19 protein-coding genes are annotated in these 16,220 nt (G+C 69.2%); 7 read left to right on the top strand and 12 right to left on the bottom strand.

Annotated features, from left to right (window positions below):
• Positions 1–3 precede the first annotated feature (3 nt).
• From D5S19_RS05490 to D5S19_RS05505, 4 genes are all read left to right on the top strand, one after another.
• Complete coding sequence (locus D5S19_RS05490; RefSeq protein WP_120022223.1) at positions 4–495, top strand: MarR family transcriptional regulator; 492 nt, start codon at positions 4–6, stop codon at positions 493–495.
• A gap of 303 nt (positions 496–798) precedes the next feature.
• Entirely contained in the window at positions 799–1,092 is a 294-nt protein-coding gene (locus D5S19_RS05495) for a hypothetical protein (protein ID WP_120022224.1), read from the top strand.
• A 797-nt stretch (positions 1,093–1,889) separates the two neighbouring features.
• The gene (locus D5S19_RS05500; RefSeq protein WP_120022225.1) at positions 1,890–2,729 is read left to right on the top strand and encodes a geranyl diphosphate 2-C-methyltransferase; all 840 of its coding nucleotides are present in this window, start codon (positions 1,890–1,892) and stop codon (positions 2,727–2,729) included.
• Between the two features lie 14 nt (positions 2,730–2,743).
• On the top strand, positions 2,744–3,862 hold the full coding sequence (locus tag D5S19_RS05505) for a family 2 encapsulin nanocompartment cargo protein terpene cyclase (protein ID WP_233573733.1): 1,119 nt from the start codon (positions 2,744–2,746) through the stop codon (positions 3,860–3,862).
• A gap of 19 nt (positions 3,863–3,881) precedes the next feature.
• On the opposite strand, the gene D5S19_RS31935 is transcribed toward D5S19_RS05505, so the two are convergent.
• The 7 genes from D5S19_RS31935 to D5S19_RS05535 all read right to left on the bottom strand — a co-directional run bounded on the left by D5S19_RS31935 (position 3,882) and on the right by D5S19_RS05535 (position 7,596).
• Positions 3,882–4,040 carry a hypothetical protein gene (locus D5S19_RS31935; protein WP_158605498.1) on the bottom strand — a complete coding sequence of 53 codons (159 nt, stop codon included), beginning with the start codon at positions 4,038–4,040 and terminating at the stop codon, positions 3,882–3,884.
• A 214-nt stretch (positions 4,041–4,254) separates the two neighbouring features.
• Entirely contained in the window at positions 4,255–4,479 is a 225-nt protein-coding gene (locus tag D5S19_RS05510) for a hypothetical protein (RefSeq protein WP_120022227.1), read from the bottom strand.
• Positions 4,476–5,261: a hypothetical protein gene (locus D5S19_RS05515; RefSeq protein ID WP_120022228.1), complete on the bottom strand. Its 786-nt coding sequence runs from the start codon at positions 5,259–5,261 to the stop codon at positions 4,476–4,478. Before D5S19_RS05515 ends, D5S19_RS05510 begins: the two co-directional genes overlap by 4 nt.
• A gap of 177 nt (positions 5,262–5,438) precedes the next feature.
• Positions 5,439–5,780, bottom strand: coding sequence for an ArsR/SmtB family transcription factor (locus D5S19_RS05520; protein WP_120022229.1), 342 nt, complete (start codon positions 5,778–5,780; stop codon positions 5,439–5,441).
• Between the two features lie 114 nt (positions 5,781–5,894).
• Positions 5,895–6,641, bottom strand: a complete 747-nt coding sequence (locus tag D5S19_RS05525) for a hypothetical protein (protein WP_233573734.1) — start codon at positions 6,639–6,641, stop codon at positions 5,895–5,897.
• A gap of 108 nt (positions 6,642–6,749) precedes the next feature.
• Positions 6,750–7,244: a pyridoxamine 5'-phosphate oxidase family protein gene (locus D5S19_RS05530; RefSeq protein ID WP_120022230.1), complete on the bottom strand. Its 495-nt coding sequence runs from the start codon at positions 7,242–7,244 to the stop codon at positions 6,750–6,752.
• A gap of 85 nt (positions 7,245–7,329) precedes the next feature.
• On the bottom strand, positions 7,330–7,596 hold the full coding sequence (locus tag D5S19_RS05535) for a CocE/NonD family hydrolase C-terminal non-catalytic domain-containing protein (RefSeq protein ID WP_120022231.1): 267 nt from the start codon (positions 7,594–7,596) through the stop codon (positions 7,330–7,332).
• A 31-nt stretch (positions 7,597–7,627) separates the two neighbouring features.
• Here D5S19_RS05535 and D5S19_RS05540 point away from each other — a divergent pair, with 31 nt between their 5' ends.
• Positions 7,628–8,113 (top strand): TetR/AcrR family transcriptional regulator, encoded by a 486-nt coding sequence (locus D5S19_RS05540; RefSeq protein WP_120022232.1) that lies wholly within the window; start codon positions 7,628–7,630, stop codon positions 8,111–8,113.
• Positions 8,114–8,259: 146 nt separating this feature from the next.
• Here D5S19_RS05540 and D5S19_RS05545 read toward each other — a convergent pair whose 3' ends face one another.
• The 4 genes from D5S19_RS05545 to D5S19_RS05565 all read right to left on the bottom strand — a co-directional run bounded on the left by D5S19_RS05545 (position 8,260) and on the right by D5S19_RS05565 (position 13,419).
• The gene (locus tag D5S19_RS05545; RefSeq protein ID WP_120022233.1) at positions 8,260–9,177 is read right to left on the bottom strand and encodes a helix-turn-helix domain-containing protein; all 918 of its coding nucleotides are present in this window, start codon (positions 9,175–9,177) and stop codon (positions 8,260–8,262) included.
• A gap of 160 nt (positions 9,178–9,337) precedes the next feature.
• On the bottom strand, positions 9,338–9,568 hold the full coding sequence (locus D5S19_RS05550; RefSeq protein WP_120022256.1) for a DUF397 domain-containing protein: 231 nt from the start codon (positions 9,566–9,568) through the stop codon (positions 9,338–9,340).
• A gap of 339 nt (positions 9,569–9,907) precedes the next feature.
• The gene (locus tag D5S19_RS31595) at positions 9,908–10,087 is read right to left on the bottom strand and encodes a hypothetical protein (RefSeq protein WP_147397344.1); all 180 of its coding nucleotides are present in this window, start codon (positions 10,085–10,087) and stop codon (positions 9,908–9,910) included.
• A gap of 2,165 nt (positions 10,088–12,252) precedes the next feature.
• Complete coding sequence (locus D5S19_RS05565; RefSeq protein WP_120022236.1) at positions 12,253–13,419, bottom strand: cytochrome P450; 1,167 nt, start codon at positions 13,417–13,419, stop codon at positions 12,253–12,255.
• Between the two features lie 376 nt (positions 13,420–13,795).
• Here D5S19_RS05565 and D5S19_RS05570 point away from each other — a divergent pair, with 376 nt between their 5' ends.
• Positions 13,796–14,440 (top strand): phosphatase PAP2 family protein, encoded by a 645-nt coding sequence (locus D5S19_RS05570; RefSeq protein ID WP_147397345.1) that lies wholly within the window; start codon positions 13,796–13,798, stop codon positions 14,438–14,440.
• A gap of 59 nt (positions 14,441–14,499) precedes the next feature.
• On the top strand, positions 14,500–14,754 hold the full coding sequence (locus D5S19_RS05575) for a VOC family protein (RefSeq protein WP_233573736.1): 255 nt from the start codon (positions 14,500–14,502) through the stop codon (positions 14,752–14,754).
• 239 nt (positions 14,755–14,993) lie between these two features.
• On the opposite strand, the gene D5S19_RS31940 is transcribed toward D5S19_RS05575, so the two are convergent.
• Positions 14,994–15,167: a hypothetical protein gene (locus tag D5S19_RS31940; protein WP_158605500.1), complete on the bottom strand. Its 174-nt coding sequence runs from the start codon at positions 15,165–15,167 to the stop codon at positions 14,994–14,996.
• Between the last annotated feature and the right edge of the window lie 1,053 nt (positions 15,168–16,220).

Consider the following 16,220-nt stretch of genomic DNA (forward strand, 5'->3'; position numbering starts at 1 on the left):
CGGATGAGCCCAGTACCCGACCGAGCCGCGGCCCGCCGCCGCCGTCGGCTGACCGGTACGGTCAAGGACGCCTTCCGGGACCTCAATCTTCAGCTGGCCCTGCTCAATCGCCGGTTCGGCGGCCGGGTGGCGGTGCGCGAGGCGGACTGGACCTGTCTGGACCTGGTCAACCGGCACGGCCCGCTCGCCCCGGCCGAACTGGCGCGGGCCACCGGCCTGCACCCCGCCACCCTGACCGGTGTACTGGACCGGCTGCAGAAGGGCGGCTGGATCGTCCGCGAACGCGATCCCGAATCCGCCGACCGCCGCGCGGTCACCGTACGCGCGGTGCGCGAGCGCAACGCCGAGCTGTTCGGCGTCTTCGCCGGGATGAACGGCCGGATGGACGAGCTGTGCGCCCGGTACACCGATGCCGAGCTGGCCGTGATCGCGGACTTCCTGCGGCGCAGCAGCGCTGCGGGCCGTGACTCGGCCGCGGAGCTTTCACCGGGCTGAGCCGGGATCCGGTGCGCAGAGGCTGTGAAGGGAACCTTCACGGACTCCAAGGCCAGGGTGTCGGCAAAGTTGGTCGGGGACCCGGCAGTGGGCGATGCGGAGGTGTGTGCGACCACCTCGTGGCGTGCGCCGGACCGGTTTCGGGTCTGTGAAGGGACCCTTCACAGACTCAGAGTCCGTGAAGGGTCCCTTCACGGACCTCTACACCGACTTTGCCGGAACCCTGGACGCTGAGGCTGTGAAGGTTCCCTTCACAGCCCTGGGGCGCCGATGGCGGCGTCGAGGTAGCTGACCTCCTGCTGGGTGCGGGCGACGTTGGAGCGCGGCGGCTGGGACTATGCGCACAGCGGCGACCGGCGCATCCCGGGCACGAGCCTGGACGCGATCCGCTGGATGCATCGGCACGAGATCGCCTTGGACGCCGGGGACATCGGCGACGCGAAGCCGCCGCTGGATCCGGCCGCGTTCGCGCCGCTGCACCGCGTCGGGCTGGCCCGGATGGGCATGCCGCTGATCGACGTCGCCGATCCGACCGCGCTGGCCGCGGCCTGCGCCGAGGAGGGTCGGTCGACGTTCCTGTTCGTCGCGGCGCCGTGACGACCCGCAGGCCCGGCCCCGGCGCCGCAGTCCGGCACGGACACCCCACCGCCCCCGCCGCCGCTGCTGGAGGACCCGGCGCTGATCGCCGAGGTGGTCCGGGAGGCCCCGCCGGAGCACGGGAAACACTGAAGCCTCAGCGGGAGGGCCGGGTGGTGCGCAGTGACCACATGCCCATCCCGCGGATCGGCCTGGGGATCCACAGTGGACACATGGGAACCCTTCCCGTTCTGGTCTGGCTACCCACTGTGGACGTGGTGACCGTCGCGAAAGCGGTCACTTGTGCGCGCGGCGGAAACAGAGGAATACCTCGACGTGGCGACCGGCGCGACAAACCCGGGCCGGTGCGCATCATTACCAGTCGGGCGCGGATCTCGCCACCATCAAGGCGGTCCGAATCGCGGCCGGGCGTGTCCGGGGCGCTGAGCTGCCGAAAGGGAAAACAGGTGAAGCGAACCCCGGGCGTGTCCCCTTGTCGTGTCCAATGACGGACCCGTACGCCACGGACGGTGGTATGCCGTCATCCGGACGCGGCAGAAGCCTCCACTTTCGTGGTTCAAGACCTTGCCCGCTCCTACCCGTTGCAGGAGTGCGTCTAGGCCAGAAGAGCCACGCGGAAACGGATTGCTCGTCCGGCGAGTGAACCGGCCCGGCGCATCTTGTCCGCGGAAAACATTCCTCGCTAGCGTCTGTCCCGAAAGGAGGCCCGGTCACCGCCCCGGCGGCGCACCGGGCCACCCGTCTGCTTCCCCCCGGGGATGTGCTCAACAAGTGCCGTGGAAATAAGGAGCTACCAGATGACGTCTGTCGACCTGCCGGTCACCCGTACTGCGTATCAGCGATCGGTCGCCGATTACTGGAATGCGGAGAAGGATCCGGTCAACCTCCGGCTGGGTGACGTCGACGGTCTTTATCATCACCATTACGGGCTCGGCGACTATGACCCGGCCGTGCTCGAGGCCGGCGACGAGGCGATCATCGCGGAGATGCACCGGCTGGAGACCGCGCAGGCGGAGGTGCTGCTCGATCACCTCGGCCCGATCCCGGCCGAGGGCAGGCTGCTCGACGCCGGATGCGGCCGCGGCGGCTCCAGCGTGATGGCGCACCGCCGCTTCGGCTGCCAGGTGGACGGGATTTCGATTTCCCAGCAGCAGGTGGAATTCGCGAATACGCAGGCCCAGAACCTGGGCGTCGGCGATTCCGTGCGCTATCACCTGCGGAATATGCTGGACACCGGATTCGAGACCGGCGCGTTCGCCGGAATCTGGAACAACGAGAGCACCATGTACGTGGATCTGCACGAGCTGTTCGCCGAGCACGCGCGTCAGCTCGCGCCCGGCGGCCGGTACGTGACGATCACCGGGTGCTACAACGACGTCACCGGCGGCCGTTCGCGTGCGGTGAGCCAGATCGACCAGCACTACATCTGCAACATCCACGCCCGCGGCGACTACTTCAAGGCCTTGGGCGACAACGGATTCGTGCCGATCAGCGTGGTCGACCTGACCGCGGCCACCATTCCGTACTGGGAGCTGCGGGAGAAGTCCTCGGTGGCCACCGGGATCGAGGGGCCGTTCCTGACCGCCTACCGCGAAGGCAGCTTCCACTACCTGCTGATCGCCGCCGACCGTATCTGAACCGGGAGATGACCATGTCCGCAACGGCGGCCGGCTGCTCGCAGCCGGCGCCGGCGGTCCCGGCCGGGCTTCCGGCCGGGCCGCTGGGCCTCGGCACGTCCGCGGCCCGGATCGCGGCGCAGTTCGCGCCGCCGACCGGGCACGATCCGGCCTACGCCCACCGCCAGTGGGGGGACGGCAGCGCGCCCCCGCTCTACATCCCGGTGGTGGCCCGCGTCGACGACGCGCTCGCCGAGGAGGTCGACCGGCGGCTGGTCATCTGGGCCGCCGAATGCGGGTTCACCGGCAAGGGGCTGGACCAGATCGCGCACGCCGGGTTCGGCAGGCTGGTGATGCTGGCCCATCCCGACTGCCTCGATCCGGACCTCCTGCTGATCGCCGCCCAGCTCAACGCGGTCTGGTGGGCCGCCGACGACTACTACGCCGACGACAGTTCGCTCGGCGCGGCGCCCACCGAACTGCCGCCGCGGCTGGCGCTGGTCATGGCGGCGATGGATCCGGTCGCCCCGGCCGGGGAGTTCTCCGAGCCGCTGGCCGAGGCGCTGCGGGCGGACCCGATCCGGGTGGGCCTGCACGCCGCGATCGAGCACCTGGGCAGGCACGGCTCGCCGGTGCTGACGCAGCGGGTGTGCTACTCGACCTTCGCCATGTTCGTCAGCTGGGACGCGTACGCGGCGTGGCGGTACACCGGCAATTACCCCGCGGCATGGGAATACCTGGCCGCCCGGCAGCACGACAGCTTCTACACCTCGATGACGCTCATCGACGCCGTCGGCGGCTACGAGGTGGACGCCCCCTTCTACTACGACCCGCGGGTCCGTGAGGCGATGATGCGGGCGGGCACGGCCTCGGTCCTGGTCAACGATCTCTTCTCGGTGACCAAGGACGCGGCCGACGAAAACCCGGTCTGCAACATGGTTCTGCAGATCGCCGCGGACAAGGGGTGCTCGGTCGAGCAGGCGGTGACAGAGACCGTCGAGCTGCACAACCGGATCGTGCGCGAATTCGAGGAAGGGCACCGCGCGTTGCTCACGGTGCCCTCCCCGCAATTGCAGCGGTTCCTGATCGGCGTCCGGTCCTGGATGGGCGGGAGTTTCGAGTGGCACGCCACCAATCCCCGCTACCGGTCCTGAACCCCGGTCCGTCCGTGGTTCAGTCCACCGGCCAGGCGGGCGGACGCTCGCCGAGCAGGTGCTCGACGAAGTAGTCCCACATCACCCTGCGGATGTAGGGGGTGCAGGCGTTGTAGTGGTCGGAGCCCGGCCAGACCTTCAGGTCGAACGGGCGGTCCGCCGCTATCAGCGCCTGCACCAGGGCGAGCGTGTGGTCTATCGTGGCGTTCGCGTCGTGGTCCGCGGACCGACGACCTGGCCGTCGTCCGGCAGATGACCGACCGGGTTCTGTTGCTGTACCAGGGAAAGGCAGTCGAAACCGGGAACACCGAAGAGATGCTCGCCGATCCGCGCGACGACTACACCTGGCGGCTGCTGGCGGCGGTCCCCGGAGGACCGGAATCACAGCGCGCCTACTGTTCCAGCGCGGCGCGGTCCTCGGCCAGGGCTGTCCGTACCTCGGGCAGCAGAAGGTCACGGGCGTCGACGTCGTGCCGTTCGGCCAGTTCCAGGAGTTCGGCCAGCCGAGCCCGGTGCAGGTAGGCCTCGTACGGATGCCCGGCCGCCATAGCGGTCATGGTGGCGGCTTGGGCGTCGGTGAGTCCTCGTCGTAGCTCGGCGGCGAAGCGGCCCGTCATGGCGCCACCAGCGTGGCCGGTTCGCAGACCGCGAGCACGGCCGCGGCCACCTTGTCGGCCAGTACCCGTGCGGCGGTCGCCATCGGCGGCCGGCCGGCGGGTTCCACGTCGGCCAGCGCGGCTGTCGCGGCGAGGCGCACTTCGATGTCGAAGGACGGCCGGGGCGCTTTCGCCGCGGCACGCAGGATCCCGGCGGCCGCCGCCGACGCAGTGTGCACGTGGTTCCGGGTCAGTACGGTCAGGCGCGGATCGCCGGTGTCCTCCGGCAGCGCACCGAGCAGGTCGACCACCACGTCCGCCCCGAAGACGGCCTGATGGAGCGGGAACACCGCGGCGTCGCTGAGATTCCACAGGGCGAGGTCCCGGGTCCGGCCGGCGATCAGCAGCGTGGTGACCGCGGGCAGCATGCGCGCGCCGGCGACCAGGATCCGGGTGTCCTCCGGTGTCCGGCCTCGGCCGGCGAGCACGGACCGCACCGCGGCGGCGAGAGCGATCGCCGTCGCGTCCTGATCGGTCAGCACGCAGTGCTCGGCGCCGAGTCCCTGCTGCGCGGTACGGGCTCGCGCGGGCTCGGTGTGCGTCAGCAGGATCGCCGGGTGGTCGCGGGCGATCCGCAGCAGCTGCGCGGAATCCACCTTGCCGAGCACGATCGCGCGGGCGGGGATCCCGGCCAGCCCGCTGATCACCTCCACGCAATCCCGCAGCACCGCCTCGACGTCGGCGCCGGACACGAGCGCGGATCCGTCCGAGACCACGGCGATGGGCTGGCGTTCACCCGGCATCGGCAGTTGTCCTCCCTGACTCGACCATGGTGGCCATGATCTGCGCAGTTAAAGAATTTCGCAAGTGCCGTGCTGTGCGAGTAAGACCACAGTAAGTCCTCGGGCGGCTACCGGTCGTTGCCGGCGCCGCGCGGGGCGCGGGGCGTTGCCGGTGCGGGGAAAGCCGGGTGTGCGGGGTCAGGAACTCCGGGCGGCCGGGCCGCGCAGATCGTCGAGCAGCTCCATCTGGCCGGACAGCACCTCGGTGAGGATCCGGCGGGCGACGGCGAGCAGTTCGGCGACATCGGGGCTGGTCAGTGCGTAGATCACGCTCGCGCCCTCCTTGCGGGTGGCGACCAGCCCGGCGCGGCGCAGCACGGCCAGCTGCTGGGACAGGTTGGCCGGTTCGATGCCGACCTCCGGGAGCATCTCGGCGACCGCGTGTTCCCGCTCGGACAGCAGTTCGAGCACCCGGATACGGGCGGGATGGCCCAAGGTCTTGAAGAACTCTGCCTTAAGCTGGTACAGCGGCCTGCTCACCGCGCGCTCCCTCCGGACACTCCGTCAGGGCTCACTATTTCAACAGTTGCGAATCTTGGCAAACCCGAAAGAGCCCCGCGCCGGGTGGCGCGGGGCCCGGGTCCGGGTGGCTCGTTACGGGATCACGCGGTTGCGCAGGTTGTTCGGGTACGGCCCCTCGCCGTGCGCACGCAGTTCGGCGCCGACGTCGAAGGTGTAGAACGGGTGCGAGGTGAAGTACCCGTTGAGGTCGGCGACGCTGCCGAGGAAGCAGATCCCGTCCGCGCCGCCCGCCGAACGCGGGCCGTTGCAGACGGTCAGCGTCGGGTACTTGAACCCGTCGAGCGGGCGGAGCCCGGCGCCGCCCGGCCCGGGCACCGGCAGTTTGCCGATCAGCCCGCCGGGGTCGCCGGGCCAGTTGGACTCGCCGGACTGCCTCCGGCCGTCGGAGAACAGCACGCCCTGGATGTTGCGTCCCGGCGGTTCGGTCTCCAGTACCGTGCCCGCGACGAGCGCTCCGAGGCTGAATCCGACGATGTACACCTTGGTGTTCAGGTCACAATTCGACGTGACGTACAGGTTGTACAGCGCGGTGCGCAGATTCGCCACGCCGGCGTCGACGTCGGCATAGAGATTGATGTCCTGCTGCGCGTTCGGGAAGGGAATGCGGACGGGGTTTGCGCCATTCGGGGCGAGTTCCGGCTTGAGGAGATTGAACGCGCCGCCGTCCTGATAGCCCGGGAGGACGAACATCACCGGCCCACAGGCGTTCGCGGTTTTCGCGGGCGCGGCCACGGCCGTTCCCCCGGTGGTGAACATGCTGCAGAGCAGCAGCACCGCCACCAGCGGCCGCCACCTTCGCTTGAGATCCACTTCGCGCACTCCGTTCCTCGTCCGGACGATCACTGGGATTCTCCGACGGTAGGGGAACCGGAGAAAATGTCCAGAGCAGCGCGGCGATCCGGCGTTGGGAATGCCGGAATGGGGTAGTCACGCATTCCGCGCGGCGCGCTCGCGGTTCAGTTCCTCGATGGCGCTCGGCAGGGTCGTTTCGAAGTCGATGAGCTTGGCCCAGGTCGGCGTGATGACGATGCGGACCATGCCGCGGTAGAGCGAGCGGACCTCGGCCTCCCACTCGGTGCGCTGTTCGGCGGTCATCGTGTAGGTGCCGTTCATCTGCAGGTATTCCTCGGGAATACCGTCGACCTCGTCGAGTTCCGCGCGGCCGCGCAGGAGCAGGATTCGCGGCGGGTGCACCTCGGTGTCGATGGTCAGCGCGACGTCCGGATTCGCCCGCAGGGCAGGCAGTTTCGGCGCGTTGGTGGTGGTGCACAGGACGATCCGGCTGCCGTTCCAGGTGAACGCGATCGGCACGCAGCGCGGGGTCCCGTCCACGGCGGTGTAGGCGAGCCGGGTCAGGTCGCGGGCGAGCAGCTCCCGGCTGAGTGGGCGGTTCAGGATCCCGGCGATCTCTTCGGCGTGCATGGTGTTTCTCCTCCCGGGCGGGCTGTGGACACAGCGGGGACGGCGCTGGCGGGGCGGATTCGACACCCAGCTTATGTGAGCTGAGTCACTCCCGGATGACCGGCGGGTACAGGTGGGAGGCGTGCGTTCCGCCGAAATGGAGGGTCGGCGCGCGGTCTCGCTTGCGGTCGGCCGGATCGTCGTGCGCGAGCCGGCCGAGATTGTCGTCGTCCGCCCGGACCTGCAACCGCAGGCGCTGGCCGGGTTCCAGCGTGAAGGAAGCCGGCCAGATCTCCACTTCCAGCAACGTCGGCACATCGGGTTCGAGCGGCCGGATCCGTCCGGTCCGTGAAGGGACCCTGCACAGCCTCAGAGTCCGTGAAGGGTCCCTTCACGGACTCCTTGTGCGACCGGAACGAACGGTCAATGCGCGGCTGGAAACCGGTGTGGCGGAGGCACTTCGCGGCGCAGGGTCCGGAGTGGACGGTGTGCTCGGCGCGTTCGCGCACGCACTGGCGGGCACGTTTGCCGGCCACGACCGGGTCTTCCCCGAGCTGCTCGGCGGGCAGCGCGCGGACGCCGTCGAGCGTGGGCTGCGGACGCTCGTCACCGTCCAGGACGCACTCGCGGACGCGCTTGAGCCCTACCGGGGCGAGATCCGGCGCGCCGAGCCCGACCGTGCGATCCGGGTGGCCGCCCGGACGATCACCGGCTCGTGCGTGCACCGCGCGGCCACCTGCCGGACCTGGCCCGACGGGCTGACCTGGCCCAGTTGGGCCGACGAGGTCGCCGCGATGGCCGGGGCCTATCTGGGCACGCCGGGCGGCCACGGATTCCGGGGTGCCGGTTCGTCCTCGCGATCGGGGGATCGCCAGCAGGAAGGCCGGTAACTCTTGGTCACCGAGTCGACGGCCGACCGGGCCGCCCAGGTAATGGCGCGCGCCCGCGTAATGCTCACTTGAGCGATTCCGGCAAAGAATCCTCCGGGGAATCGGTCGTCGGCACATTCATTTCCCGGGTGCGGTGCGTACCGGCATTACCGGGGTTCGGGGAGTGCCACCTCGGGCGCCGGGGTGTTCGCCGATTCGGTCCGGCACTGGTGTGCGAGTTCGGTGAACCAGGCCAGGGAATCCGAGCGAGGCAGGGCGACGGCCAGTAGGGCAGCCCAGGACTCCTCGTAGAGGGCGAAGGTGTCGTCGGTGGCGCGGGTGACGTTGAGCCGGTCCGGATCCTCGGTGTAAGCGAAATCGGGTACCTCGCCGGGGTCGAAGCGCAGAATGGTGAAATCGGTGTCGACGTGCGCCGCGGCGGAGAACGGGACGACCCGCAGGTCGATGCCCTCGTGCTGGTGCAGCAATGCGGTCAGATGCTCGAACTGGTTCCGGGCGACGGCCGGGGCGAGGTGTTTCCGGGTGCGCAGCACACAGCCCTCGCTGATCAGGAACACGTAGCGGGCGTCCGGACGGCGGCCGAAGATCTGCTGCCGGCCCAGCCGTTCGGCGACGCGTTCGGCCACCCGGTCCCGGTCGCGCGAGCGGAACTGCGCGCGCATGTAGTCCTCGCTCTGCAGCAGGCCGGGCATGCGTTCCCCGGTCCAGCTCAGCATCTCCACGGCGTCCGCTTCCTGGTAGAGGATCGGCCGGAACCACGAGGGGGCGGCGAAGCGCCGGTCGGTCCGGCGGCGGCCGGGGGTGCCGGAATGGTTGAGCCGGCGCAGTTCCGCGGCGGTGTCCGGGTCGATGCCCAACGCCCGGATGATGTTCTCCAGGTCCGGCTGTGGGGTGCCGGTCTTGCCCGCCTCGATCTTCTGGATCTTGGGCTGGCTGCAGCCGACCTCGGCGGCCAGTTGTTTCTGGGTGATCCCGCGGTCCTCGCGGCAGGCGCGGATGCGGATGCCCAGCCGGGTGCGCTGGGTCCGGTCGGACAGCGGGGGGCGGCGTGCAGAAGGGATCACCTGGGCTCCACAACCATTTCGGGCGGGGTGAGGACCCGATCAGGGTAGTGAACCCGGGCGGCCAGCGCCGCCTGGGCGATTCAATTCCCGACGGTGTTCACCCGTTTACCGGAGTGCGCTGCGGAATGTGGATCCGGTGTGCACGGAATGTGATGAGACGTCAAAAGGCGAACTGCCCCCGCTGGACGGCGCCGGTGAAGGACACCCACTCTTCCCGGTCGAAGACGAGCACCGGCGAACCGGGCAGCTTGCTGTCCCGGATGCCCACCCGCCCGTCGCGGCCGAATGCCACTTCCACGCAGTTTCCCGAGTTGGTGTCGCAGGCGGCCGGACGGTGCCAGGTGGCCTCGGGGAAGAGTTCGGCGGTTTCGTTCGGATCGTAGTAGTTCACGGCGCGCGCCCCTTGGTGTGTGCGGAACTGCAAATATTCCCGGCTCAACCCTGTGCCGGGGGATATTCCATGCGCAAGGTGTGCAGGAATACTACTTGTCAGTAGAATGACAATTCACTCGGACGGGCAGGCCGGGGGTATTTCCGGACAATTCCGTAGCGGATCGGGTTCCGCACTACCCGGTCCGGTGATTTTCGTGGTGTCTCCCGGTGATGGATTCGGCCAATTCCCGGCACCGGATCGTGCCCGCGCCGAATAGCCCGGTCGCGGCGACGCGTCCGGTATTCCGGAAAGGGCGCACGGGCGGGTCCGGGTGCCGCGCCTGACCCGCCCGTGCGGCTACTTGCGGCCGCTCCCGGCGCGCCGCTGGTGCAAGGTGTTCGCGAGCAGGATCGCCACGCCGGAAGTGCCGATGCCGCGCACCGCCGCGGTCGGCGCCGCCGTGATGAGCAGCAGCGCCAGCACCAGTAGTGCGCCCAGCCCCACCACGACGCCCAGGACCAGCACAAAGGCTCGCACTGTCGTCGCCGAGTCGCTGGGATTCGTCGAGCGCTGCGTGCCCCGGGTGCGCGCCTTCTTGGGCCGCCGGTGCGCCCCCGTGGCACGGCGCAGGGCTCTCGGCCGGCTTGGTTCGGGACAGCGGATTCCCGGTTCGCTGCAGGGTGTTCCCGATTCGGTGTGCAGCGACCCTGGCTCGTGAGGTGCTTGCGGCTCGGGGAAGAGCGTCCACGATTCGTGGGGTGTTCCCGGCGCGGGGCAGGCCGATCCCGGCTCGGGAATTCTCTGTTCAGGATCGAGTGGTCCCGGCGCGTAGGGCGTTTGCGATTCGGGGTGAAGTGCTGCCGGTTCGCCCTGGCGTGATTCCGGTCGGTGGTGGAGTGTCGCCGGTTCGCCGTCGGGTGTTTCCGATTGGTGGCGGGGTGATCCCGGATCGGGGCGGAGTGTCGCCGGTTTGCTGTGCGGTGTTTTATGTCGGTGGGGGAGGGGTCGTGGTTCGGGGTGACGTGTCCGGTGGTTGTCGTGGGGTGTTTCAGGTTCGCAGCAGGGCGATCCCGCCGCCGGGTCGCTGTGTGGTGCTTCCTGGCGGTGACGGGGCGTTCGTGACTCGGGGTGGGGTGATCCCGGTTCGGGTTGGGCTGTCGCCGGGTCGCCGTGCGGTGTTTCCCGTCGGTGACGGGGCGTTCGCTGCTGGGCGCGGGGCGTCCCTGGCTCGCCGTGGAGTGTTCCCGGCTGGTGGCGGAGCGATCCCGATTCGGCCTGGAGCGGTTCCCGGTGGTGGCGGGGAGCTCCGGGGCCGGGGTGGCGGATCCCCGGTGCGCCCGGGGATGCTTCCGGCCCGGAGGAGAGCAACCGCGATGCGCCGCGGAGCACGCCCGGTTCCTCGTGGCAAATTCCTGGCTTGTCGCAGGGCGCTTCCGGTTCGTCGCGCGGGACTCTCGGTTCGTAGTGGATGGATCCCGGCTGGCTGCGGAGGGCACGCAGTTCCGGCCGGAGCGGTTCCGGTTCCGCACGGTGCGGCTTGGGGTCCGGCGGTGTTTCGCGGTGCGATGCCTGTCGTCGGCAGCCGCAGGTCACCGGTTCGTCCTGGCGCGGCCCGGATCGGTGGACCACGGGTTGCGCCGCGCGGCGGAGCGTGCCGCCTTCGCGGAAGAGGGCCTCCGGATCGTCGCTGAGGGCGCCGAAGCCGAGATCGAGCCGATTTCGCCCGTATCGGGGCAGCGCGGACGGTGTCAGCGGGGTGGCGGCCGCGTGAAGGGTGACCGTCACCCGGGCGGGAGGCCGGCCAGGGGCGACCAGATACGTGTCGTGACCGCGGTGGGGCCGCCCGGGCGGCGCGGCGCCCAGCGGTGCGCGGGACTCCGCGCCCGGTTCGGTCATCGTGTGGTCCCTTCGTGATGACAACCTGGAGTGCGCGACGGGACTTCCGTGCCGTGCCCGAGCCCCGTTCCGCCGCCGCGCACTCCAGGTGATTCCGGAATGGAATATTCCGTGCAGAATATGCCCCCGACCAGCGGTGCGGCTCATTTTGGCACGACCGGAGTCGGCTCTGCATCCCTGGTGCCGAAATATCCGGCGCCGCGGATTCCGCAGTCCGGAGAAACAAATCCGCTGGCCAGCGGCGGTGGACGCGGCTCGTGGCCGCCGGCGGTCCGACGGGCGGTCGTGCAGGTTTTTCACGTCTACCTGCGGGTTTGCCCTGGGAGAGTGAGTGTCGTCATTCGATAAGGTGATTATGCTACTGACGGTATAAGTTGCGGTCGATTCCCGCCAGCGGCGGGCGTGGCTCACCGCCCGGTCGGCTGCCGCGGAAATCGCACCGAATCGCGCCCTGAAATGCGGGTATCGACGCATCGGCGTGTTGTGTTGGCGGATTCCGCTTCGGTGTCCGTCGGAATCCGGCGTGGTGCCGCGATGCCCGCCCGGCGAGCGGTGCGGTGTTCGTCGCCGGGCACCGCGTCGCCGATCCGATCCGGCTGACGGCTTCGCCCCCGTGGGCGGATTCCGACGCGGCGGGGGTTCGCGGTCGGCTTTCGGCCGACACCGTTTCGGACCGGCGTCGCGCGCTCGGCCACGCGCTGGATGACCCTGAGCCGAGCGACTCGGTGCGGCGCGGCGCTGGACGACCCTGGTCCGAGCGGTTCTGTGTGGCGTGACTCCGTGGTGGCGGCTTCAACACCGGGCGGTCAGCGAAGGGCCAGCTCCAGCCCGGTCAGTTCGTAGGACTCCATGTTCGACCGGATCCGGATGCGCGGCGCCTGTGCCATCCGGATTCCGGGCAGTGCGAGCAGCGCGGTGAGGAACAGATCGGTCTGTTGCAGTGCGATGGGTGCCCCGGGGCAGCGGTGCGGGCCGTCGCCGAAGGTGAGGCCTTCGGCGATGTCGCGGGGCACTCGCAGCTCACCGGCGTCCGCGCCGGCAGCCGCCGGATCGAGGTTGGCCGCGGCGACCCGGATGTCGATCTTCGCGCCGCGCGGGATGGTGGCGTCGCCGACCTCCAGTTCGGCGGTGGTCCGCCGGTAGAGATCGGACACCACAGGTTCGAGGCGGAGGATCTCCTGCAGGATCGCCTGCCTGCCCGGTTCGTCGGCCGTGGTGTAGGCGGCGCGCAGGGCGTCGTCGCTGAACAGGTGGAATGCGGCGAGTGTGATGAACTCCCGGGTGGTGAACATCCCGGCGCCGGCGAAGGTGACGCATTCGCCGAGTACCTCCATCGCCGTGCACCCCTCGTCGAGCAGGTGCGAGACCAGGTCGCCGCGGCGGTGCTGACGCCGCTTCCGCATCGAGGGCAGGATGTTGAACAGGAAGACCGACAGCGCGCGGCCGCGTTCGTAGAGCAGCCGGCCGATCGCGCGCGGGCTGCCCCACCCCGGTGCGACGGCGGCCTCGGTGAAGAACCGCTCCAGCCGCCGCGCGAGTGCGGCCCGCGACCCGTCGAGCCCGATCACCTCCGCGACCACCCCGACCGACACCGCGAGCGCCAGCTCGGACAGGTCGGCCCGCCCGTCCCGGCGCAGGCGATCGCACTGCTGCTCGACGAGACGGCACATCAGCCCGCGATACTCCTCGTCGACACGGCGGGGCGTGAAGTACTGCGCCGCCTGGCGGCGGTGCTCGCGGTGCTCCGGCCCGTCGCGATAGAGCACCGGACGGCGCATCTTCCGCGGCAGCTTGTCATAGGCCTCGATGCCCAGCCCGGCCTGGCAGGTGTCGATGCTGCGCAGCACCGCCCGCGCGCCGGCGTAGTCCTGGACCAGCCACACCCCGTCCGCCCCGGCCCGCGCCGGGCAGCCCGGGACCTGCGGCCCCCGATCCACCCTGCGTCCGATCCCGGCGGGCACCTCGGCTGGCATCTACGGCTCCTCACGATTCGGCGGCTGTCCGGCCCATTGTCGACCACGGCGGCAGGCCCGTCGACGGACTTCCGGTGGGAGTTGCCGACGGATCGTGTGGCAAGTCCTCAGTGGACAGACCAGTGTGGCTCCGGAAGCCAGTGCGCGCCGCGTTCGTGCACCGCGACGAGGGGAGCACGTGTCGGCGAGTCCGGTGAACGGGACGGATTCGGCGTCTGCGCTGCTCACGGAAGGTCGTGCCGGCGCTCCTGATCTGCAACCGGCCGCCGCGGCACCGGAGGACGCCCCACCCGCGGGGAACAGCCATCCGGCGACTGGCAAGATCGAGATTTCCAGTTCGTCCATCGGTTGTTCATCGGAAAGGGGTTGCCGGACCGTGCTGTTCGATGTGGTCAACGGTCTTGCCGGGCACAGTGCCGTACTGGACGCGGTGATGAAGTTCGTCGCCGGGCCGTTGATCTACGTGCTGGCGGGCGCGGGGGCGCTGGTCGTGCTGGCGGCGATGCGCGGGCGGACGCGGGGGGAAAACCTGTGGCTGGCCGGGCAGGCCGGGGCGACCCTCGCGCTGGGCTTCCTGGTGAACCGGGTGCTGCGGGCGTTCGCGGTGCACGGGCGGCCGTTCGAGAGCCGTCCGGTGCACCAGCTCGTCGAGCACGAAGCGGGGGTCTCCTTCCCGAGCAACCATGCCACGGCGGCGCTGACCATCGCGTTCGTGGCCGGGTTCTTCGTCTCCCGGCGGTGGGGCTGGACGCTCGGCGGGCCGGCCGCGCTGGTCGCGATCTCCCGGGTGTATGTGGGGGTGCACTGGCCGTCCGACATCATCTGCGGCGCGCTGGTCGGGCTGCTGGCGACGCTCGTGGTCCGCTGGGCGGCGCCCCGGGTGCGCAACTGGGGTGAAGCACGGTTCGCCAAGGCGGATCCACCGTCCACAGAGGACACTGTGGATGATACCGTGGTGATTCCGCGGGTCCGGGTTCGCCGGTCGGAGGCGGAGACGGAGGTCTTCGAACGGGTAAGGTAGCGGGATGACGGCGCTGTACGGCAGCGCTGCGCCGGGCGAGTTCGGTCTTTCTGCACCACGTGCTGCTGGCCATCCCGCCGGGCGGGGAAGACGCGTGCCGGCGCTTCTACGGCACGGTGCTCGGGATGACCGAGCTGGTGAAGCCCCAGGAGCTGGCCGCGCGCGGCGGGCTGTGGGTGCGCTCGGATCGGCTGGAGATCCATCTCGGGGTCGAGGGGAGGATTTCCGACCTGCGCGCAAGGCGCATCCGGGCATCCTCGTCGCCGACCTGGACGCGCTGGCCGGCCGGTTGGCCGTGTATGGCATCGCGGTGACCTGGGACGAAGGTTTCCCCGGCCACCGCCGGTTCTCCGTCTTCGACCCCGTCGGCAATCGGCTGGAGTTCCTTTCCCCGCAACAGTGATCCGCCCGGCAGCCGCGGTCCCGTCGGATCGGCCAGCCAGCTGCGTAGCGGGGCGTTGCGGCGCATCGGGCGACAACGCAGACGCCAGCAGCCACAACGGCTCCGGGCACCACTTCTCCACATCGGTCATCGTTGATCAACAATTATCGCCTACCTGACCACAACCCGAACGAGATGCGGTCTCAAGCGCACGTCGAGTTCCTCGACGTGCAGCCCGCCTACCTTTCCGGCGCGGGCGCCGCAGACGTAGGTCGTCTCGAACAGTGCGCAGTCGCGCAGTCGGTCCAGCGGGATGTCCTTGCATGGCCGGCGGGTGGCGATCACGCCGAACACCTTCTGTACAGCGCCCGGGGCGGGCGGACGGGCCGGCGTCTTGGCATCGGATTAGCGCTGAGCATCTCGTGCCGCACGCCCCCGGGCAGAACGAAGCGACGGCCGCAGTGTCGGTGGCTGGATTCGCTGTCGTGGCCACGCGGCGCACATTTGACAAGGCCGCCGGCCAGTGATAATTGCCACTGTGAATGTCTTCATCTGCGACTCGGCACCGCGGTTCGACCGCGGGTGACACTCTGTACACAAAAAGTCGCGCGATCGGCCCCCTCGAGAGTCACTCGCATCCTGGTTTTTTAAGGCTTTCTTGAGGTTGAGAATTGTGTAGCACCCCCAACCCGTCCGGGACTACCGTCACGCAAGGTCACCTGTTCGCCGATTTCCCTGATTCCATGGACTTCCTGAAATGTGACAGTCGACCAACCCGGGCCACTTTCCCATTCGGGCAACTCGAATGACACTAAGTACCCTCATGGGTACCCGAAGCCCGAGCTCTTGTGCTAATGAGTCGAAAGTGTGCTACTGCCACACTGGCGAGAGTAAAATTGCTGGTCAGGCGACCTTCGGGCAGGCGGCCAGGCTGCTGTGGTCCCATAACAGCCCGAGCGGCCACCGGAATTACTGCCCGAACCTATGGGCACAGCTTGATGGACATTCGGGCAATTTGACATAACATTGCGAATCGGTATAGATTCCGCCGTGACGCTGAGTTAGCCATTCTTAATAGGCCACTAAGGTGAAAACCTGGATTCTTGATCAGTCTTGGAGGGCTACTGTCGTCGGCGCGGGAAGCAAGGAAGGGTGTCATTGCCGTCGAACACGCGGATGGTGGGCAGGCATGTCCGACTCGCCGTCGGCAGTGCTGTACTGGTCCTCGACCACCTCGCGCAGAATATGATTCTGCCCGTTCTGCCTGGCTATCGGGATCGAGGGGGCTCACCAGGGTTCCGGCAAAGTCGGTGTAGAGGTCTGTGAAGGGACCCTTCACGGACTCTGAGTCTGTGAAGGGTCCCTTCACAGACCCGAAACCGGTCCGGCGCACGCCAC

The sequence above is a fragment of the Amycolatopsis panacis genome (assembly GCF_003600245.1).
Classification (GTDB): Bacteria; Actinomycetota; Actinomycetes; order Mycobacteriales; family Pseudonocardiaceae; genus Amycolatopsis; species Amycolatopsis sulphurea.

What these genes read in the sequence shown, in the direction of transcription:
- D5S19_RS05490 (WP_120022223.1), top strand. Translation starts at nt 4, where the DNA reads ATGAGCCCAGTACCCGACCGAGCCGCGGCCCGCCGCCGCCGTCGGCTG.
- D5S19_RS05500 (WP_120022225.1), top strand. Translation starts at nt 1,890, where the DNA reads ATGACGTCTGTCGACCTGCCGGTCACCCGTACTGCGTATCAGCGATCG.
- D5S19_RS05505 (WP_233573733.1), top strand. Translation starts at nt 2,744, where the DNA reads ATGTCCGCAACGGCGGCCGGCTGCTCGCAGCCGGCGCCGGCGGTCCCG.
- D5S19_RS05510 (WP_120022227.1), bottom strand. Translation starts at nt 4,479, where the DNA reads ATGACGGGCCGCTTCGCCGCCGAGCTACGACGAGGACTCACCGACGCC.
- D5S19_RS05515 (WP_120022228.1), bottom strand. Translation starts at nt 5,261, where the DNA reads ATGCCGGGTGAACGCCAGCCCATCGCCGTGGTCTCGGACGGATCCGCG.
- D5S19_RS05530 (WP_120022230.1), bottom strand. Translation starts at nt 7,244, where the DNA reads ATGCACGCCGAAGAGATCGCCGGGATCCTGAACCGCCCACTCAGCCGG.
- D5S19_RS05565 (WP_120022236.1), bottom strand. Translation starts at nt 13,419, where the DNA reads ATGCCAGCCGAGGTGCCCGCCGGGATCGGACGCAGGGTGGATCGGGGG.